We start from the raw sequence: 18,575 nt of genomic DNA, 5'->3' as shown, positions 1-18,575 counted from the left end.
AAACGCATTTGATCCCTGCTTGAGGGCATCGACTTTCCGCGCCTGATTGATGTCAACGCACCCCGTGGCTTTATGCAAAGAGNAGCGGCNANAACCGGTGAGATCAAATGGCCAGTTNGCGGATCACGCACAGGCGCATTGTCATCTGCTTGGTCAGCGAGGACGATCGGAGCCGGTACCGCATTATCCTTATCTTTTCCCGGCTTCGCGGCGCGGCGCCAGGTTGCCAGGAGGCGTTCAAGATTGGAGAAGCTGCCGGTGTATCCGCGGTGCTTGATATCGTGAAACAGATGCCGTCCGCAGCAATTGCCATCCTTCCAACACTGGATGAGAAACGCTTCGAAGTACCGAGGAGATGTCGGCTGCAGCGCGGCCCTGCGTCGNTCGGGTGGCGCCGCGAAAGTCAGCCATTTCGCGATGCTGCGTCGGCCATAACCTGTGCGACGTGCAATTTCCGAGCACGACAGGCCCTCTTTGCTCAGGGCGTGGACTGTCTCGAACATCCTTCCCGAGACTGCCGATGCGCGCGGCGAAGCTGATTGCGCCTCGGCGTTTCGGGGGCCTGCTCATGCAAAGCTCGATCATCATGATCAATCTCGATGTCCTCGTCGGGCAACAATGCTCTGCCGGTAGCGCGGCCGCAAAGGCTCATCTGTTTCTCGATAGCGTGCCGCAAATTTTGAACGAGATGAAAGCGATCCGCCACCTGAGACGCTTGCGGCGCCCCTTCACGAGCAGCCTGCGCGTAAAGCCCGCATCGATCTCGGCTCACGACCTCAATAGAGGGGTTGCCGCTTCAACCATTGTGCGACGCTCACTACGCTCCGGTCGTCGAAAATGTCCAAGACCTCTCGACGCTCAAGATCGATGATGATCGTGCCATAGCGCCACGATTTCCTCCAACTCCAGTCATCGATGCCGACGATCCGAGCCGGGGCTTCGCCGTCGGCCCGTGCAGCATTGCGCTTCAAGTGCCGAAGGATGGTGTCGTCGCTGATCGGCATCCCGAGCCGCTGCATCAAGCGTTCGCCGGGCCGCCCGCCCGTATTATGGCCAAGCAGTCCGACTATTTCGGCGACCTACTTGTGCGGCGGGCATATGGGGAGGCAATCGCTGGGATCCGGTCAGTAAACGTTTGCCGTTTGCACTGCCGATATGTGCAACGCCAGCGGCTCAACTGGAGCTTCACCGTCACGGCATTACCTTGGATCGGCAGGTCTTGAAGCCTGCGGTACGACCAACCGTGCCGAGTTCTGCTCCGGTATCGGCAATCAGGGCATATGCCTGACGTTGGCCCGTAGGCAGACACAACCCAGTCGCCTTCATCGCTAAATACAACGCTCTGCACTTTAATACCCGGACCGGGCGACCATTTCGATTTCGTTCGCATGCCAGCCCATACCGGCATCATTGCTAACGGTCTGTTAACCACACAAATTGAGGAAGACCCGATTTAAATGCCAACAGCCGCATTCTCACGTTTAACTCCCAAGCGACAACCCACTAGGAGAGGTAGGTGCGGTGGCAAACAGAAATATGGTAACTACCCATTTTCGAGCCAGGAGGCAACATTTGAAACCAGCCACAACGATCGAGTACGAGCTCGCGCTAGCCTCTGACCGTGATCTCCAATCAAAGGATATACACAACAGAATTTGCAAGTGCTTGCAGCGCCGAGTTGGCGCGTTTCTGCGGAGGAGTGTCACTGATCGAGAATGTTGGCTCCGTTGTTTGGGTCCCCAGAGTCACATTCTATAAGACCCTCAAAAGATGCCGACACACAATTGCGGAATTGTATCTTGGACCGATTCTTACAATGCCATGAACGTCTTGTCCCGGTTGAATAGCTTTGCATGACGAAAAAGGCTGCAACTTTGGAGAATGCCAAATGAGTGAGATAGACTTGATCGATAATGTTATTCCACGTACCGATGTCGTTAAATGCACAGCGCGCATCGGCGCTGAAATCAGGAATATCAAGGTGTCGGCCGATTTGCCGGACCAGACCATCGCTGCGATAAACGGTCTGGTGCTTGAGCACAAGGTCATCTTCTTCCGCGACCAGGGTCATCTCGACGACGCCGAGCAGGAGCGCTTTGCTCTTCGTTTCGGGAAGCCTTCGCCGTATCCGGAGGGAACGACGCCGATTTTCGAGATTGATTCCGCAGGCGAGGATGTCGAGGCCGACATTTGGCACATCGATTGGTCCTGCATGGAAGCCTATCCCAAGATGTCGGTGCTGCGAGGCGTCGTGATCCCACCTGTCGGCGGCGACACGATGTGGTCAAACACCGCGGCCGCATATCTCGACTTGCCGCCGGCGCTGCAACGGCTTGCCGACGACCTCTGGGCTGTTCACAGCTTCCCCGGAGCTTTTAGTAGGCGTTACGTCGAGGCCCTTACCGGACCGAGGATCGAGACTGAACATCCCGTCGTACGTGTCCACCCCGAGACCGGCGAGCGCACACTAGTGCTCGGCTCTTATGTAAGGCGTTTCGTTGGCGTATCGAAATATGACGGCGACAGGCTATTCGAACTATTTGAGTCTCATATCACCGCGCAGGAAAACACGGTGCGCTGGAAGTGGAATCGGGGTGATGTTGCTATCTGGGACAACCGAGCCACGATGCATTGTGCAACCAAAGATTACGGTGACCAGCGCCGCATCGTTCGTCGAGCGACCGTCGAGGGCGAGGTGCCCGTCAGTGTCGACGGCCGGTACAGCGTTTCGCGCTTTAAGTTCGTTGGCCGGAATGAGAAAACTGCCCCTAACGAAGCATAGATGCTTAGTCCCGGACATCTGGTGGAGCGGATCGAGGGTGAAGCGTTCGGGCTGCCACGTCCATGCCTTGCAGATGAATTCGTAAGGGGTGAAGCACTTAAGGGCCTTGAGTCTGCCGCCGAAGTTGTAGGCGGCGACAAAGTCGGCAAGATGCTGGCGGAGTTGTTCGTGGTGGTCGTAGTGGCAGCGCCTGACGGCGGCGTCCTGGGGGGTCCCGGTTCATCCTTTCGACCTGGCCGTTGGTCCATGGAGGCTTTGCCTTGGTTGTCCGCCGGCATTGCGAGCGCAAGGCGCTGAGCACCCCGGTCGTGATCGCGCCATGGCACGGGAGAACCGCTGATGAGTGCCGCCCTCGATACCGCCTTGGAAGCGATCGACATCCTGCTCTCCGAGGAGCTGACCCTGCGCGAGAATAGTCGCATCAAGACCGCGCTGCGCATGGGGCGGCTTGCGACGATCAAGGCGGTGGCCGGCTTCGATTTCTCCTTCCAGCCATCGCTCGACAAGGATCGGATCTTCACCCTCGCACAGCTCGGCCTCATCGAGCGGTGTGAGGCTGTTCATTTCCTCGGGCCGGGGGAACGGGCAAAAGCCACTTGGCCACCGCTCTCGGCGTCTACGCCGTCAAGGCCGGCAAGAGCGTCTACTTCACGACGCTCGCCGATCTGATCGCCGCGCTCGCAAGCGCCGAACGGGAAGGCAGGCTTCAGGAGCGCATTCGCTTCTCTTGTAAGCGCGTAGGCTACCCCACGTATCTTTAATGCCGCTGAGCGCGCATTTTCTGCATGAGTCATGCGGAGAATCCTATGAATGACAGTGTGAATCAGCATCGAACATTCGAGATTTTGACAGCGGAGCCGGTCCGGTCTCGAGGCAAGCCGCGTCATTGGTCGGAGGAAGAGAAAGCACGGCTTGTCGCGGAGGCGCTCTCGCGGGGGGCCAATGTGTCGGCGATTGCCCGTTCTCAGGGACTGGACCCGTCGCAACTCTATGCGTGGCGTCGTAAGGCACTTTCGTCGGGAATGGTTGCCCCATTGACGGAGGAACCGAGCGCGCCAGTCAAGTTCACGCGCTTCGAAGCGGTTGGCAGCTCCATGGTGGAAATCGTCGTGGGCGATGTTGTGGTGCGCGCCGGCGCCGATGTTGATCCCGATCACCTGGCCCAGATTCTCCGGGTGGTCCGCAAGGCATGATCGCTTCCGGTGTTGTGGTTTAGGTGTCGTGCCAGCCGGTCGACTTCCGCAAGGGAGCCGCGTCTTTGATGGCGTTGGTGAGGGATGGCGGTCTCGACCCGTTCAATGGCTCGCTTTACGTGTTCCGGTCGAAGCGGGCGGACCGTGTTCGCATCGTCTAGTAGGACGGCAGCGGGGTCTGCCTCTATTCGAAAACCCTTGAAGATCAAGGCTTCTGCTGGCCGGGTATATCGGCGGCGCGGATGCGTCTTGACCATTCGCAGTTGATGGCGCTTCTGGCTGGGCTTGATTGGAAAAAGATCCGCCCGGTCAAGATCAGGCGACCGTTGTTGACGGGCTGAACCGGCCTGCGACATGATGGAACCATGTGGCTGTAATGGTTGGGAAAACGGATGTTTTTGTGCACTATTACCTCTCATGGTTTTACCCGCTTCCGACCTGCCGGACGACGTCGATACGCTGAAGGCGATGATCCTGGCGATGGCCCGCGAGCAGGCTGCGAACGAGACGCGGCTTGCCACCGCGGCTGCGGAGATCGCCCGGCTGGAGGCCGTCGAGAAGAGCGCCAACGAGCGGATCGCCAATCTCACATCGATCCTGAAAGTTTTGCAGCGCACGCAACATGGCAAGCGTTCCGAGCGGCTGCGCCTGGCGGTCAACGATGAACAGGTATCCTTTGCTTTCGAGGAGGTCGAGACCGGCCTTTCGGAAATCCAGAGCGAACTCGACCGCGCGCCAAGGACAAGCCGAAGCGTGCCCCACGTCCGCGCAAAGGCTTGCCGCTCACCTCGAACGCATCGAGGAAGTTATCGAGCCGGAAATCCCGGCCGACTGCGCGGGTCTTCAAAAGGTTTTGATCGGCGAAGACCGCTCCGAGCGGCTGGACGTCGTGCCACCGAAGTTCCGGGTCATCGTGACGCGCCGCCCCAAATACGCCTCCCGGGGTCGTGACGGCGTGGCTCAGGCCTTGGCGCCAGCACACATCATCGAAAGCGGCCTACCGACGGAACGGCTGCTTGCCTATATCGCCGTGTCGAAATACGCCGATGGTCTTCCGCTTTACCGGCAGGAGGCGATCTATCTACGCGATGGCGTCGAGGTCAGCCGGTCGTTGATGGCGCAGTGGATGGGGCATCTGGGCTTCGAATTGCAGATGCTCGCCGATTATATCCTGGAACGCGTCAAGGAGGGCGAAAGGGTCTTCGCCGACGAGACGACCTTGCCCACTCTTGCCCCCGGTCCGGGAAAACCACCAAGGCTTGGCTATGGGCCTACGCACGCGATGATCGACATATGGTGGAACCAGTCCGCCGATGGTTGCCTATCGCTTTGAAGACAGCAGAGGCGCCGATTGCGTGGCGCGTCATCTCGCCGGATTCAGCGGCATCCTTCAGGGGATGGCTACTCGGCTATACCAACCTGGCCAAGACGCGGGCCAAAACCGGCAGCAATGAAACGATCCAGCTCGCAGGGTGCTGGGCACACGCGCCGCAACAGGCCGCGACGGACTCGATCTTCGCCATGACCGAGTTGTGGAGGATCGAGGATGAGGTTCGGGGCAAGGATGCCGGGAGCCGCGCAGCGTGGCGCCAGGAAAAATCCGCGGCCATCGTCTCCAGCCTGTTTGACCTTTGGGAAAAGGAGCTGGGCAAGGTCTCGGGAAAATCCAAAACCGCCGAAGCGATCCGCTACGCGCTCACCCGGCGCGAGGCGCTGGAACGCTTTATGACGGACGGCCGCATCGAAATCGACTCCAACATCGTCGAACGGGCGATCAGGCCCCAAACAATTACGAGGAAGAGGGTGGTGGACGAACCTGGGCGACGGTGGCCACACTCCTGCAAACGGCCAAAATGAATGGCGTCGATCCGCTAGACTGGCTCTCCCAAACATTGACTCGCATCGCTCAAGGCTGGCCAGCATCCGAAATCGAAGCGCTCATGCCCTGGAGCTTCAAGCCTGACGTTATCGGCTGACCGCTTACCTTCTTTTGCAGGCCAAGCCTTCTGATCGTTGACGAAATCGGCTATCTGCCGGTCATCGCCGGCGGTGGCAATCTGTTCTTCCAACTCGTCAACGCCCGCTACGAACGCGGCGCACATGATCCTCACCTCAAATCGCGGCTTTGCCGAATGGGGCGATGTCTTCGGGGAGTCAAACATCGCAGACTGCCCTTATCGTCGAGGGGGTGGTGCATCATCTGACTATCTTAGACCCGCGTCACGGCCTTGCGGTCAGCGTCTCGCGCTGGTGTCAGTCCAGTCCGGACGCGGTCCGGCATTCGTTGTCGTGCGATTACCTTGACGGGCGCCGCCGTTCAATTCGCCGGTCAGCAACCGATCTTGTAACCGCATCGCCGAAAGAACGTAAGCGCTGTCCTGACCTCACCTTTTGGATCAGCGTCTGATCGTCGATTCTCGGGGCCGAAGAGGGCTCCGACATATGACGATCACAGGGTTTATCCAACGAGCATTGACGGCGACTCGTGATGGGATTCCCAAATCAGAGGAATTCTGACTCTTTATGCCAAACGGAATGCGCGAATGGGGCCCACAGGTCATGATCAGCGCACGTTGGTATAACCGGATATCGGCGAGCCTCGCGGAAACCCCCGGCAAACATCGACCTCGATTCAGCCAGGTCAATGCTCAAACCTATGACAGTATGGATTGGCCTGTCGGTTTCCTGTTGCGTACCGACTTCGCTGAAAAGCAGTGGCGGCCCGTCATTCGCGGTCATGCCGTTACCGGCGATATCATCGGCCCGATCCGCGAACTCAGCTACGCCACCGAGCCAGCCACCCTGGCGGATGCCGCTGCCGTCGCTGCAGCTATAGTCAAGATCCGCGGCTACTTCATGCCAAAGCGCGCAAAGCAGAAGTTCTGTAAGCGACAAGCCGACCCCATCTGGCGTCGGTAGCGGTGGCCCCGGTATTGCGGAGAGACTATTCACGAACTGTGAGCTTCTATGTCTGCGCCTAGCTCTGGAACTAGAAACTTCCATATGATCGAGGCCGTTCCGGAACGGCTTGAGGGTGCCCCACGGCAATTTCGGCGGCGCTGGTCCGATGAATTTAAAGCGCGGGCTGTGGCTGAGGCGATGGAGCCCGGCGCAAGCGTCTCGGCGATTGCGCATCACATCGGCATACATCCATCACAACTATTTGGTTGGCGTCGTGATGCTCGTGACGGACAACGATCCTTCTCGCAAGACCCGGCTGTTCAGACAGAAACCAGGTTGATTGGCACACGTGCGATGATCGAGGTTGTCATCGGCGACGTCGTTATCCGGGCTGGCGCAGATATCGACGAAGCACACCTGCAGCGGGTGATCCGAGCGGTGCGGTCGGCATGATCTCGTCAGGTGTGAAGGTCTTTCTCGCGAGCCATCCGATCGACTTCCGAAAGCGCGACCGCGCAAAGGCTTCGCGCCGCATCTTGAGCGCGTCGAGGTCGTGATCGAGCCGGAGGAGTTACCGGAACACGCGGGCAAGCAGAAAATCCTGATCGGAGAGGACATCTCCGAGCGTCTGGATGTAGTCGCAGCGAAGTTCCGTGACATCGTCACCCGCGGGCCGAAGTATGCCTTTAAGAACGAAGACGGCGTCTTCCAGGCGGCGGCTCCGGCACACATCATCGAAGGCGGCATTCCAACGGAAGCGCTTTTGGCCCAAATCGCCGTCTCCAAATATGCCGACGGCCTCCCGCTCTATCGCCAGGAAGCCATCTACGCACGCGACAAGGTCGAACTCGATCGCAGGCTGATGGCCCAATGGATGGGTAAGGTGGGGTTCGAGCTCGACATTCTCGCCGACTATATTCTGAGCGAGATCAAGAAGGCAGAACGGATTTTTGCCGACGAAACGACCTTGCCGGCACTCGCACCTGGCTCCGGATCAGCGGCGTGGCTATGGGCATATGCCAGAGACGATCGGACCTTCGGAGGTAGCGGCCCGCCGATGGTGGCCTATCGCTTCGAGGACAGTCGAGCCACCGAGTGCGTCGCACGACACCTGAGCGGCTATCGTAGAATCAGGTCGATGGGTAAGCCGCCTACAACAAGCTCGTCCGGAAGGATGGAGGCAATGACAGCGCCACTCTGGCTGGCTGCTGGTCGCACAGCCGGAAGTTCTACGAGTTGCATGTCGCAAAGAGCTCGAAGGTCGCTACAGACACCGTCGAGCGTATGGCGAAGTTGTGGGAGATCGAGGAGCGTGTGCGCGGCCAAAGCCCTGAAGCTCGTGTCGCCGCGCGTCAGGAAATCTCTGCGGCGATCGTCAGAGACCTCTTCACTCTCTGGCAGACGACACTACCGCTTGTCTCCGGCAAGTCGAAGCTCGCGGAAGCTCTCCGCTATGCCATCTCGCGTCGCGACATCTTCGAGCGCTTCCTGACCGACGGCCGGATCGAGCTAGACTCCAACATCGTCGAACGGGCGATCAGGCCCCAGGCGATTACAAAGGAAAAATAGCCTATTCGCTGGAAGCGACGGTGGCGGCCGGACCTGGGCGAATATCGCGACACTGCTGCAGACGGCAAAGATGAACAATGTCGATCCGCAGGCTTGGCTCACCCAGACCCTTCAGCGTCTTGCAAATGGATGGCCCAGCGCCGAAATCGACGCGCTCATGCCATGGAACTACGCTGCCGAACGGCCCCAGCTTGTCGCTTACGAAGTTCTAAACGACCGCGCTTCAAAGCCCGCTTGTCAACATCTCAGACCGTGGACCGTTCGTCGCGCTCACGATTGTCTTCAGTGCCAACCACTGAGCCGCGAGGACTCCGGCGTCACGAGTGAACGACACACGTGACATTACACCATCTCGTTGATCATCACCTATTACCTGGCGCCACAGGCCGCTGGTGAGTGTGGTGAGGGGTCGTAAACTATTCTTGCCCGCTAACGCCCGGAAATGGAGTGATCGACCAATCGACCAAGTCGACGGCACGCTTAAGCGTCGCCGCGGTCCGCGTAGCGCTGGGTGAAGCAGCGATGACATGTCCGATACAGTCTCGGTAATCGCCTTTTCTGACGATCGGAGTCTTGCGTTCGTTATAAAATCTGACCTCGACGACACCTGGTAGAGCAGCCGCCCGACTGTCGCTGCCGATCCAATCGAGAGTACCATCACGATCAGGGACTAGAAACCGCATGGCGGCAGCGTGCGAGCGCGTTTTGCGCAAATCCCATTCGTCGCCAATGACTAGCTTGAGGTGTTCGTTAGCGAGATCAATTCCATGCGCCAGCTGAACTAGCTGAGGATCACCACCCGCGAGACGCGGATTAACTTCAATGACAAGGGGGCCGCGCTTTGTCCACCGAAATTCGATGTTCGCGGGCCCCCAGCCAAGGCCGAGAGCCCGTAAACAGCTGAGCGAAATATCGGCGATAAGCTTATGCTCGGGGTCGGCCAGCATGGCCGGATAGGTGAACTCACGATAAACGAAATGCGGCGGTGGACCGAAGTCATTGCCAGTAATTCCGACAACCTCATTGCCCATTATCAGGGCAGTGTAGCTGGGGCCTTGTGCGAATTCTTCGACAAGTAACCTCGGCGAGGGCCGCCGCGTGCGCCTCCCGCTCAACAGATCGGCCGCATGTTCTGCCACCTCGTCTAAGTTGCGGCACAATCGGACACCGTTACTGCCGCTGCCTACCGTTGGCTTCACAATCACCGGCAAGCCAATTTCCGTGGCAGCGTTTTTTATTCCAGTTGCACTTACCGCCAAGCGGTAAACAGGCATCGGGATGCCGGATTCGGCGAGGAGTTGACGTTGAGTAAATTTATCGCAGCATCCTTCAACCGAGGCTGGGTTCGGTCCCGGTAGACCGAAATGCCGACAGAGCTTAGCGACGGTCACATAGAACGACTCGTCGAGGCCCGTAAAGCCGGTTATGCCGCCAATGTCATACCTCGCACGTAACTGAAAACATTCCCGGATCATCGCCTCAAGATTGTCAGTGTCGACACGGATTGTCTCAAGTTTTTCCGAAGCCAGATAGTCGTATTGAGTTGGATCGGTCGACAGTGTAATTGGATGAAGACCAAGGCGTTCGGCCGCTTGGATATATAAGGGGCCGTTACTCCTATGACCTTCAACCAAGACGAGCGCTTTTCTTGCCATTGGTGTTGACTCCCGCTATGTTCTATCCGACCGTAAACTCACATCAGTCTCTTCAGCGTGCCTGATCTCACTCTTATGGTGAACTTAGCGTCGCTTGACACCCCACGTGCGATTTAGACATCCGATCAGTTGCACTGCCTAGTGATCGCGGCTAGCATTATCTGCTTGGACAGCGGCCTCGTTGAAGCTCTGATCATCAACTTGGCCCGCAAAAGCTATGGGCTCATAGGCTCCCGCAAATTTGACGCGGGTCAGAGCGGGCGGCACAGTAGCTAACAACAAAAGTTGCATTAAGGTCAAAAGCGACGGTGGAGTATCTATGCTCACCAAGCCAATCTGACGCTGAAGAAGTGAGTCGGCCTTCACCACCGACTACATCCGCTAGTCTCAGCCCACGAAGTTTTAACAATGCCTCTAGCTTCGTCCACTCCACGAGGCATTCTCTTTGGTTCCTGAACTTCTTTCCGAAAAGAAAGGATAATGAATCCATGTTGAGGGATCGGTTCCATCTTTCGCAGTCACAACCGACCTGGTATTCTGAAGAAGCAACGCAGCACGCCAGCCCCGGTGTGTGTGCAATGCTGAAGTTGCAATACTCTTGGCGCGCATCAAGGTATGGCTTTCCGGACCATGGCTTGCATTCCACGTTGCATTTGGAGACATCTACTCCGAGCGCCAATGCTGCATGATAGAGTGCAGTTCTCCCTGCTATAAACTCTGCTTGGGCAAAAGAGGTTTTCAGCTTTGCCAGTCGCCCCTTATCAGTCGACCCCAAGTGACTGCTAAGAAGTGGCCCCTTTGGCGACCACTCTTGGAGTGTGACTACGACTCCATTCATCCTCACGAGAGTCGGCAACACGAAATTGAAAGCGGGCAAGGATACGGGATTACTGTCGCTTAATCGCATCTTTTATCTCGCTGTATGCATTGAACCGTAGAACGAGCCCAATCAATTGATGGCAGCCCACAACAAGACCTTTGTTCGATCGGATACATTCTTAGTTGTACTCCCACCTTCAGATTAGTGGAAACATTGGAGCAAGGCTTGGTAGGCTCACTAGGAAGCTTAGCCAGAGGTTCCCTGCTAGGCTCTCCTCTTACCGTAGCTGCAGGGTTACAGTCGCATAAGCTACCAACATTGGTAGTGATACTGAGCGAACGTCCGTGCTTTAAGTGAGCAGGCTAACGCTTTGCAGGAGGACACCATGATCATTCGTAAGCTTGAAGATATCTTAGGAACCGACCGTGACGTTGCCTGGGGCAACGGTAGGAGTCGCCGCTTTCTAATCAAAGCCGATGGAGTTCCTTACTCTCTGACCGATACGATAGTAAGCGCCGGAAGCAAGTCTTTATTGGAGTACCGTAACCACGTCGAGACTTGCTATTGCATATCGGGGAAAGGGAGCGTCCGCGACGTCGCGACTGGTGAGGAGCATACCATAGTCCCTGGCACCATGTATGCCTTAGATCGACACGACGCTCACTACCTGACCGCGGATGACGAAGACCTTCGCCTAGTGTGCGTTTTCTTGCCTGCGCTTAGGGGCAATGAGGTACACAACGTCTCCTCAGGAGAACATTCGTCCGCTTATGTTTAAAGGAGAAGGGGATGCTACTATGATGCAGGCAGCACCGAATAAGCATCACGTCGCGCGTCGCAGCACCGTTTCGGAGCAATTCGCCGATTGTGCCCAAAAATTTCCGGACACATTAGCTGTACAATGCGGCGATGAGCAAATGACTTACGATGAGCTATATTGTCATGCATTAAGGGCAGCTGAGCGACTCCGAGCGTATGGCGTCCAAGCAGGAGACATCGTTTTGATGAGCTCCTCGAGGCAGATAGACGCCGTGGTTGAAATTCTTGCGATAATGTTCTGCGGCGCAATCGTGTGTCCACTGGATCCATCTGCGACCGACCGGAGGGTCACTGACGTTTTGAGGCTCGCAGAAGCAAAATTCATTGTCACCTCGAACAAAACGCCCCTCGACAAACGAATTCTACAGTTACTCTCGTCCTTTTCCGTTCGAACGATTGAACTGGAACGAGGAGGCACGAATATACCGCTTACCCAAAATCGGGCGACTGCCGAGTCTGGTTGTTACCTGCTTTTCACTTCCGGGTCAACGGGAGCGCCAAAGGGAGTGATCATGAGCAACCGAGGTTTGATAAACCTCGTCCACTGGGATATGCTCCATCGAGGATGTGAACCCGGCAGGGTTCATTTACACTATGCGTCATTCAACTTCGACGTCGCCTTTCACGAGCTGTTTTCTGCCATCAGTTCGGGAGGAAGTGCCATACTTGCGACGCAAGAGCAACGACAAGATCCGGGACGCCTTCTTACACTTTTGTCGGCGGCCCGGATCCAAAAAGCTTACCTTCCTTATAGTGTGCTTAATCAAGTGGCAATGGCTGCACTTGGAAACTCGGAGACACTTTGGCTTACGGATGTTACTACCGCGGGAGAACCGCTGAAGATCACTGACGCCATAAGAAGATTTTTTCTTAGCACCGGCGCTGTTCTTTACAACAACTATGGATCGACTGAGGTTCAGGATGTGACTTCTCTAGAGCTCGCTGGCGACCCTGAACAATGGCCCGATCTGCCCTCAATTGGAATGCCAATTGCAGGAATGGAGGTCGGTGTCCTTACATCAGCAGGGGTATCATCTGCTCCAGGCTCTGAAGGACGCATCGTCGTCAAGGGATGCCAAGTTGCAATGGGATATGTTCAGGCCGGCTCAAATGAACTGGTGACTTTGCCTAAAACGTCAAGGGGGGCTGCGGACGAGTACCTTAGTGACGATTTAGGCATCATCCGATCTGACCATTGTATTGCAATCAAGGGCCGAGTAGACCGCCAAGTAAAAATCCGCGGCAAGCGCGTTGATCTATCAGCGGTAGAAACTGCTATCGAGCGTTACAAGAACGTCAGGCAGGCAGTCGCTGTTCCAATTGAAGTCAGCGGTCGGACGGAGGTCGTAGCTTTCGCCGTTACGACAAATAGCTCGGCATGTGACTCGTTTGAAGACGATATCCGAAAGGTCGTCACAGTTGAGATTGACGCTGCGGCGGCCCCATACCGGACTATTGTCCTTTCGAAGTTTCCTGAAACACAAACTGGGAAGGTTGATCGCACGCGTCTTCGAACGATGGCATCGGAAGCGATCCAGGTGCCGCAGCCCACTTCGAAGGTTCCGAGCCTTGCTGAACCTCGAGACTTCAAGCAGCGGGTGCTTGGCGTGTGGAATGATGTCCTTCCTGGAGGAAATCGGCTTAGCTTCAAAGCTGCGGGTGGTGATTCCTTAAGCGCAATGCAACTGCTAACTCGCCTGAGGCAGGAACTGGGGATTGAGATATCCATAACTAACATCACGGATACGACCACGGTAGATGATATCTTTCATATAGGGACGGGTGTAGCCATATCTGGAGGCATCCCGAAACGGACTGTTGCTACGCCAACTGCTCGAAAGGCAGTCGCCATAATCGGCATGTCCGGCCGATTTCCGGGTGCGCATTCTGTAAATGCCCTCTGGGAAGGTTTGATCACCAATAAAACATTTCTATCAAATTCTCAACACGACCCTTCAGCATTCTCGGTTTGTGAAAACTTCGTTAACGTTGGTGGCTTCCTTGATGAACACGACTACTTCGATTCTGAGTTTTTCAACATAAGCGAGCGCGAAGCTCTACTGATGGATCCGCAACACAGGGTATTTTTGGAATGCTCTTGGCACGCCTTGGAAAACGCCGGCTATGCCCCTGATGCAGTGCCTTACCGTACCGGAGTCTTTTCGGCCAGCGGCGCTAATAGTTATTTACTCAACAACATTCTACCATCATTGCAGTATGACTATAAAGGCCCTTTCTTAAGCCACCGGCTTATAAGGGACGTCAGCGAGATATTCATAGAGCAAGGGAACGCCGCCGAGCACATTTCGATGAGGGTGTCCAACAAATTGAATTTGAGCGGCCCGAGTTTGTCGGTCGGCTCCGCTTGCTCAGGGGGTTTGGTCGCAATCCACTACGCTACCAGAGCGATCCGCTCCGGAGAGGCAGATATGGCGGTTGCCGGGGCTGTTTCCATCCCCAGTCCACAGCATGTAGGTTACTTTGCCCATCAGGATCTCATTTTGTCACCAAGTGGTTGCTGCAGACCCTTCGATGCTGACGCCGACGGAACCGTATTTGGCAGCGGGTGTGTTGTTTTTGTCCTCAAAGACAAGGAACTTGCGATCCGAGACGGCGATCGCATCATCGCTTCCATCATCGGTTCAGCAGTGAACAATGACGGTGCTCGTAAATTGAGCTATACTGGAGCTAGTGTAGAGGGTCAGGTCGAGGTCATAAACGCGGCACTGGCGGATGCAAACGTCGCTGCTTCGGAGATAGACTACGTCGAGGCACATGGAACAGGTACTTCTGTTGGGGATCCGATTGAGGTGTCCGCTCTGGCCGCGACTTACGGGAAACCTGCAGCGGTTGAAGATTGCTTGGTCGGCTCTCTCAAGGCCAACATCGGTCACTTAGATGAAGCCGCAGGTGCAGCAAGTCTGCTGAAGGCAGCATTGTGTATCGAAAAAGGCAAGATTCCATCTATCCCAACGTTCCGGAAGGCAAACGAGCGCATGCCGCTCAATGGAACTCGCCTTAGAATTGCCAGTGACCAAGCGCACGATTGGCATCGTAGGCCTGAGCGGAGCAAGCGAGCGGCAATCACGTCGCTTGGTATAGGTGGGACTAACTGCCATATGATTATTGAAGAGCCGGACCCGCAGCCTCAATCCGCTGAGAGCTCTGACAGTTCTGGACGGCGTGAACTCTTTGTACTTTCAGCGGGCAGCGCTGAGCAAGTGATAAGCCTCTGCCAGGAGTTCAAGGAGTTTATAGCGCATCACCAAAGCCTAAGCTTGCGAGATATCTGCATGACTTCCTGCATCGGCCGTCGGCACCAAAGGTTTCGGGTTGCTTGGGCGATATCTAGCAAGACCGAGCTGTCCCAGCTTTTTGATGACGTCATAAGTGGGGTCGAACTCCCTCATGACAGTCTAAACGACACGAAGATTATTGGGCTCTTCACGGGCCAGGGATCTCAAAGGACTGGAATGGGAGAAGAACTGTCCGTATTCCCGATCTTCAAGGAGGCAATCGAGGACTGCTTCCGTCAAATAAAGAGTAGTCATGGACTGAATCTCAGGGAGATAATTAAAGAACCGAGCCTAAAGAGCGAACTTAGCGATACTCGGTTCACCCAACCAGCAATTTTTGCGTTCGAGTACGCGATGACACGCCTACTTTGCTCTTTCGGACTGCGGTTTGATAAGGTTTGCGGTCATAGCGTCGGTGAGATAGCGGCATTGATAGCCGCAGGTGTGCTGACCCTTGAAGATGCTTGCTTCCTAGTTTCGGAAAGGGGGCGAATGTGCGGAAGTCTTCCACCGGGATTGGGGGCGATGGCGGAGGCCAGGGGAGAACCCGAAGATATCAAAAGGCTGGTCTCAAGCCTCGATGATGATATTAGCGTTGCGGCATTCAATTCCCCAGTTGCAGTCACTGTAGCTGGCCCTTCAAAGCGCTTGGCACAAATTGTCGAACGTGGAGAAGTCGCGGGCTGCACAATTACACCGCTCTCCGTCTCGCATGCATTCCACACGGAGCAGATGATCGGCCTCGCCGATCGATGCGAATCCATGGTAAGCAAACTTGAATTTTCAGAGCCAACTATCCCCATCATCTCATCAATCACGGGCGAACCTCTCCGAAGCAACTGTAACTGGGTTGAATATTTCAGGGAGCATCTCGTCAGTCCAGTTAAATTCGATGCTTCCATTCGCTACTTGCTTAAGGACACGTCCAATATCTTTGTTGAGCTAGGTCCAAAACCGGTGTTGGTCCGGCTTGGGATGGACAATGACCCGGGCAATGAGCGATGCTGGGTTCCGACCTCCCATAGTTCCAACGAACTGGGTGCATTCTTAGGGGCTTTGGCTAAGTTGTACAAGTTCGGGGTTAACCTCGACCTTTCTCACCTTGCTTGTGTCGCCGGTTGGCGACGCGTCCCCTTGCCGACGTATCCTTTTAAGAGAAAGCGCTTTTGTATGGGTTCGCCGATCGTTCATGAGACTGAATCTCTCAATTCCGTTGCCGAAAAAACAGCAATCGTCGCGAATGGAACGAGTGGAGAAGTGTACCGCGATAGCCAATCATGTGGAGGGGAGCGACCTCCCGCGGCCGGTGCCGGCAACGTTCAAACGACAGCATACCCACCGCAAAATGAAAGCGAAGTTCTACGAATTGTCACGGAGTTAGCCGCAAGGCTTTTGGGAACTGAACGCAAAACCGAGATCGACCCTGACCGTGCATGGCGCGATTTTGGCTTCGATTCTTTGCTGCTCATCGAGATGCGTAGTGAGCTGCAGAAGCGTTTCGGAAAGACCGTTTCCTCCACCTCCGTCATGGACAGCGGTACAATACGCCAGCTTGCGCGTGACATCTCCCAATCCAAATCCTTTTCTCCTTCTCAACCCGCTCTTGGTAACCTAGAAGATGTTCAGCTTGTACTCGTTCCCGGTATCACAGGAGAAGTGATGGATTTTGTGAGCCTTGTAGCTCACTTGCGCGGAATCTCTTTTACAATCCTCGGGTATCCAGATAACATTGATCCTTGGCGAAAGTCACCTAAGCCAGATGAGATCATCATCCCCATGACAACTCGTGCCAGGGAAATGGCGGGCGGAAAGAAACTTGTTCTCCTGGGCTATTCCTTCGGTGGCAAGATAGCCAACGAAGTTGCCATAGAGCTTCGGAAGGCAGGCGTGGACGTGATTCGCGTTATTGTTCTTGACATACCTGCTGATCCATGCCCCCTGCCGCCATCAGAAGCCTCATTGGATGGCTTGTTAGACCAGGGCACATTTCGTGCCATGCTCGCTGAGGATCCTGCCAGAGCTTTTAACAAATTGGACCTGGCATGCCGCCTCGAAGCGCTCCATGACAACCTCCGGCGAGTGGCGTCTGTGTACTGGACGAACTCGATCGTAGCGTCAAAGCTAAAGGCGAGCCGGACTGTTATCCCTCTAACATTCGTTAGGGCACGTACGGGCGGCGCACTTGGCGGTTTGTTGCCGAGCCGCGACCAATCATCCATTGACCCCACGTGGGGCTGGAGCAACGTGGCACATGAGGTGAAAGTTCATTTCGTTGATGGCGATCATTTTAGCATGATAGCCTATGACAAAGTCTCACAGTTAGCCGACTTGATTCAGGTCGTGATAACCGCTGACCTGAGCTACTGAGTTACCCTGTTTCATCTTGCAGATATGTGCTGGAGACCCCGAACATCGAAGGCGCGTAGCTTACTTGCAGATTGCAGGAAGCAGCATGCACCACACGTCAGTCGATTGAGATTCAACAAGCAGCGGTAAGCCCCAAAGGGGCGTGCCGTCGCATGTTCATATGCAAACTCCGAAAGTTCCGATCAGGTTGATGTGTTCCTAGTGGACGGGACGGGAAGATGACTTGGCCAAAGGCTGCCCGATTGTTCTTTGAGCTACAATTCTAGAGCACCGCACAGGGATGAACAAGATGATATCCAAGGTGGTCTGCGTCGGCGCCGGCTTGATCGGCGCCGGTTGGGCTGCGCACTTCATGAGAGCGGGCCTTGACGTTACGGTTTATCATCGCTCAGCTGAACGCGAAGAGTATCTCAGGGAGTCGCTCGAACGGGCGATGCCGTCGCTACAGGAACTTGGCCTTGCGCCGGGTGCATCACCTGCCCGAATCAGGTTCACCACTGATCTCGAAGAAGCGCTTGAAGGTAGCCAATTTGTTCAAGAGAGCGCGACTGAGGATGTAAATGCAAAGACCGGACTTATCGCGCAGATAGATGCCCTTACACCAGTGGATGCAGTCATCGCGTCGAGTTCGTCAGGTTTTCTCGCGACGGATTTGAGGCGAGAGGCGCGACATGGGGAGCGGATCATCATCGGCCATCCCTTCAATCCTCCCTATCTGGTCCCGCTGGTGGAAGTGGCCGGTGGAGATGTGGCCGCGCAAGCGATCGCCACAGCAACGCAATTTTATCAGAAGACCGGCTGCGAAGTGGTTGAACTGAAGCGCGAGATTGACGGCTACATCGGCAACAGGATTCAGTTTGCCGTGTTCCGCGAAATTCTCTACCTGCTTTCGCAAGGTGTAGCCGATCTTGAAGCAATTGATAGAGCGATCGTGGCCGGTCCGGCCATCCGCTGGGCGGTAATGGGCCCGTCGTCCGTCTTTTATCTCGGCGCTCGCGATCCTTCCCTTTATCAGGAATTCGTCGATCTACTCGCCCATGAGATGGAGAGCGGCTACACGGCACCAGCGACATTCACACCGGATAAGGCTCTTATGAATGCCTATGCCGACGAGGTCTGCCGTGGAATCGGCGCAAATGGTCAGGACGACCTGATCGCACTCCGTGACGAAGG

9 protein-coding genes and 8 pseudogenes are annotated in these 18,575 nt (G+C 55.8%); 14 read left to right on the top strand and 3 right to left on the bottom strand.

From position 1 onward, the window contains the following. Nucleotides 1-1,390, bottom strand: a pseudogene (locus A3C3_RS44640) (ISL3 family transposase); the annotation flags it as partial. 498 nt (nucleotides 1,391-1,888) lie between these two features. Here A3C3_RS44640 and A3C3_RS0135415 point away from each other — a divergent pair. Beyond that, nucleotides 1,889-2,782, top strand: a complete 894-nt coding sequence (locus A3C3_RS0135415) for a TauD/TfdA dioxygenase family protein (RefSeq protein ID WP_022719222.1) — start codon at nucleotides 1,889-1,891, stop codon at nucleotides 2,780-2,782. 9 nt (nucleotides 2,783-2,791) lie between these two features. On the opposite strand, the pseudogene A3C3_RS47690 reads toward A3C3_RS0135415, so the two are convergent. After that, nucleotides 2,792-3,053, bottom strand: a pseudogene (locus tag A3C3_RS47690) (integrase core domain-containing protein); the annotation flags it as partial. 86 nt (nucleotides 3,054-3,139) lie between these two features. Here A3C3_RS47690 and A3C3_RS45805 point away from each other — a divergent pair. From A3C3_RS45805 to tnpC (A3C3_RS42230), 10 genes and pseudogenes are all read left to right on the top strand, one after another. Continuing rightward, nucleotides 3,140-3,516: pseudogene (locus A3C3_RS45805) on the top strand (ATP-binding protein); the annotation flags it as partial. A 72-nt stretch (nucleotides 3,517-3,588) separates the two neighbouring features. Next, nucleotides 3,589-3,975: a transposase gene (locus tag A3C3_RS0135400; protein WP_028740273.1), complete on the top strand. Its 387-nt coding sequence runs from the start codon at nucleotides 3,589-3,591 to the stop codon at nucleotides 3,973-3,975. 68 nt (nucleotides 3,976-4,043) lie between these two features. Beyond that, nucleotides 4,044-4,316: pseudogene (gene tnpB / locus A3C3_RS48870) on the top strand (IS66 family insertion sequence element accessory protein TnpB). Nucleotides 4,317-4,392: 76 nt separating this feature from the next. Further along, complete coding sequence (locus A3C3_RS47685) at nucleotides 4,393-4,926, top strand: transposase (RefSeq protein WP_233450489.1); 534 nt, start codon at nucleotides 4,393-4,395, stop codon at nucleotides 4,924-4,926. Continuing rightward, nucleotides 4,829-5,832 (top strand): annotated as a pseudogene (gene tnpC / locus A3C3_RS48865) (IS66 family transposase). The gene A3C3_RS47685 and the pseudogene tnpC (A3C3_RS48865) overlap by 98 nt, the downstream one beginning before the upstream one ends. Beyond that, entirely contained in the window at nucleotides 5,829-5,951 is a 123-nt protein-coding gene (locus A3C3_RS48860) for a transposase domain-containing protein (RefSeq protein ID WP_246719196.1), read from the top strand. The pseudogene tnpC (A3C3_RS48865) and the gene A3C3_RS48860 overlap by 4 nt, the downstream one beginning before the upstream one ends. Before the next feature lie 3 nt (nucleotides 5,952-5,954). Then, nucleotides 5,955-6,154 (top strand): annotated as a pseudogene (locus tag A3C3_RS44610) (ATP-binding protein); the annotation flags it as partial. A gap of 398 nt (nucleotides 6,155-6,552) precedes the next feature. Next, nucleotides 6,553-6,894 (top strand): annotated as a pseudogene (locus tag A3C3_RS44605) (UPF0149 family protein); the annotation flags it as partial. An 84-nt stretch (nucleotides 6,895-6,978) separates the two neighbouring features. Beyond that, nucleotides 6,979-7,329 (top strand): transposase, encoded by a 351-nt coding sequence (locus A3C3_RS0135370; protein WP_233450487.1) that lies wholly within the window; start codon nucleotides 6,979-6,981, stop codon nucleotides 7,327-7,329. Between the two features lie 34 nt (nucleotides 7,330-7,363). Next, a pseudogene (gene tnpC / locus A3C3_RS42230) lies at nucleotides 7,364-8,623 on the top strand (IS66 family transposase); the annotation flags it as partial. A 238-nt stretch (nucleotides 8,624-8,861) separates the two neighbouring features. Here tnpC (A3C3_RS42230) and A3C3_RS0135350 read toward each other — a convergent pair. After that, entirely contained in the window at nucleotides 8,862-10,100 is a 1,239-nt protein-coding gene (locus A3C3_RS0135350) for an ATP-grasp domain-containing protein (RefSeq protein WP_022719213.1), read from the bottom strand. A 1,205-nt stretch (nucleotides 10,101-11,305) separates the two neighbouring features. On the opposite strand from A3C3_RS0135350, the gene A3C3_RS0135340 reads away from it, so the two are divergent. The 3 genes from A3C3_RS0135340 to A3C3_RS40500 form a co-directional block, all read left to right on the top strand. After that, the gene (locus A3C3_RS0135340) at nucleotides 11,306-11,698 is read left to right on the top strand and encodes an ectoine synthase (protein WP_022719211.1); all 393 of its coding nucleotides are present in this window, start codon (nucleotides 11,306-11,308) and stop codon (nucleotides 11,696-11,698) included. 19 nt (nucleotides 11,699-11,717) lie between these two features. Further along, nucleotides 11,718-17,402 carry a type I polyketide synthase gene (locus A3C3_RS0135335; protein WP_167521885.1) on the top strand — a complete coding sequence of 1,895 codons (5,685 nt, stop codon included), beginning with the start codon at nucleotides 11,718-11,720 and terminating at the stop codon, nucleotides 17,400-17,402. A 289-nt stretch (nucleotides 17,403-17,691) separates the two neighbouring features. Then, on the top strand, nucleotides 17,692-18,575 hold an 884-nt coding region (locus A3C3_RS40500; protein ID WP_198019874.1), incomplete at its 3' end, for a 3-hydroxyacyl-CoA dehydrogenase NAD-binding domain-containing protein.

The sequence above is a fragment of the Rhizobium mongolense USDA 1844 genome, assembly GCF_000419765.1.
Taxonomy (GTDB): domain Bacteria; phylum Pseudomonadota; class Alphaproteobacteria; order Rhizobiales; family Rhizobiaceae; genus Rhizobium; species Rhizobium mongolense.
Note: the sequence above shows the minus strand (reverse complement) of the source record. Positions and strands in the feature narration are given on the sequence as shown.

Coding starts and splice junctions, on each gene's coding strand:
- A3C3_RS0135415 (WP_022719222.1), top strand. CDS start 1,889: ATGAGTGAGATAGACTTGATCGATAATGTTATTCCACGTACCGATGTC.
- A3C3_RS0135400 (WP_028740273.1), top strand. CDS start 3,589: ATGAATGACAGTGTGAATCAGCATCGAACATTCGAGATTTTGACAGCG.
- A3C3_RS47685 (WP_233450489.1), top strand. CDS start 4,393: ATGGTTTTACCCGCTTCCGACCTGCCGGACGACGTCGATACGCTGAAG.
- A3C3_RS48860 (WP_246719196.1), top strand. CDS start 5,829: ATGAATGGCGTCGATCCGCTAGACTGGCTCTCCCAAACATTGACTCGC.
- A3C3_RS0135370 (WP_233450487.1), top strand. CDS start 6,979: ATGATCGAGGCCGTTCCGGAACGGCTTGAGGGTGCCCCACGGCAATTT.
- A3C3_RS0135350 (WP_022719213.1), bottom strand. CDS start 10,100: ATGGCAAGAAAAGCGCTCGTCTTGGTTGAAGGTCATAGGAGTAACGGC.
- A3C3_RS0135340 (WP_022719211.1), top strand. CDS start 11,306: ATGATCATTCGTAAGCTTGAAGATATCTTAGGAACCGACCGTGACGTT.
- A3C3_RS0135335 (WP_167521885.1), top strand. CDS start 11,718: ATGATGCAGGCAGCACCGAATAAGCATCACGTCGCGCGTCGCAGCACC.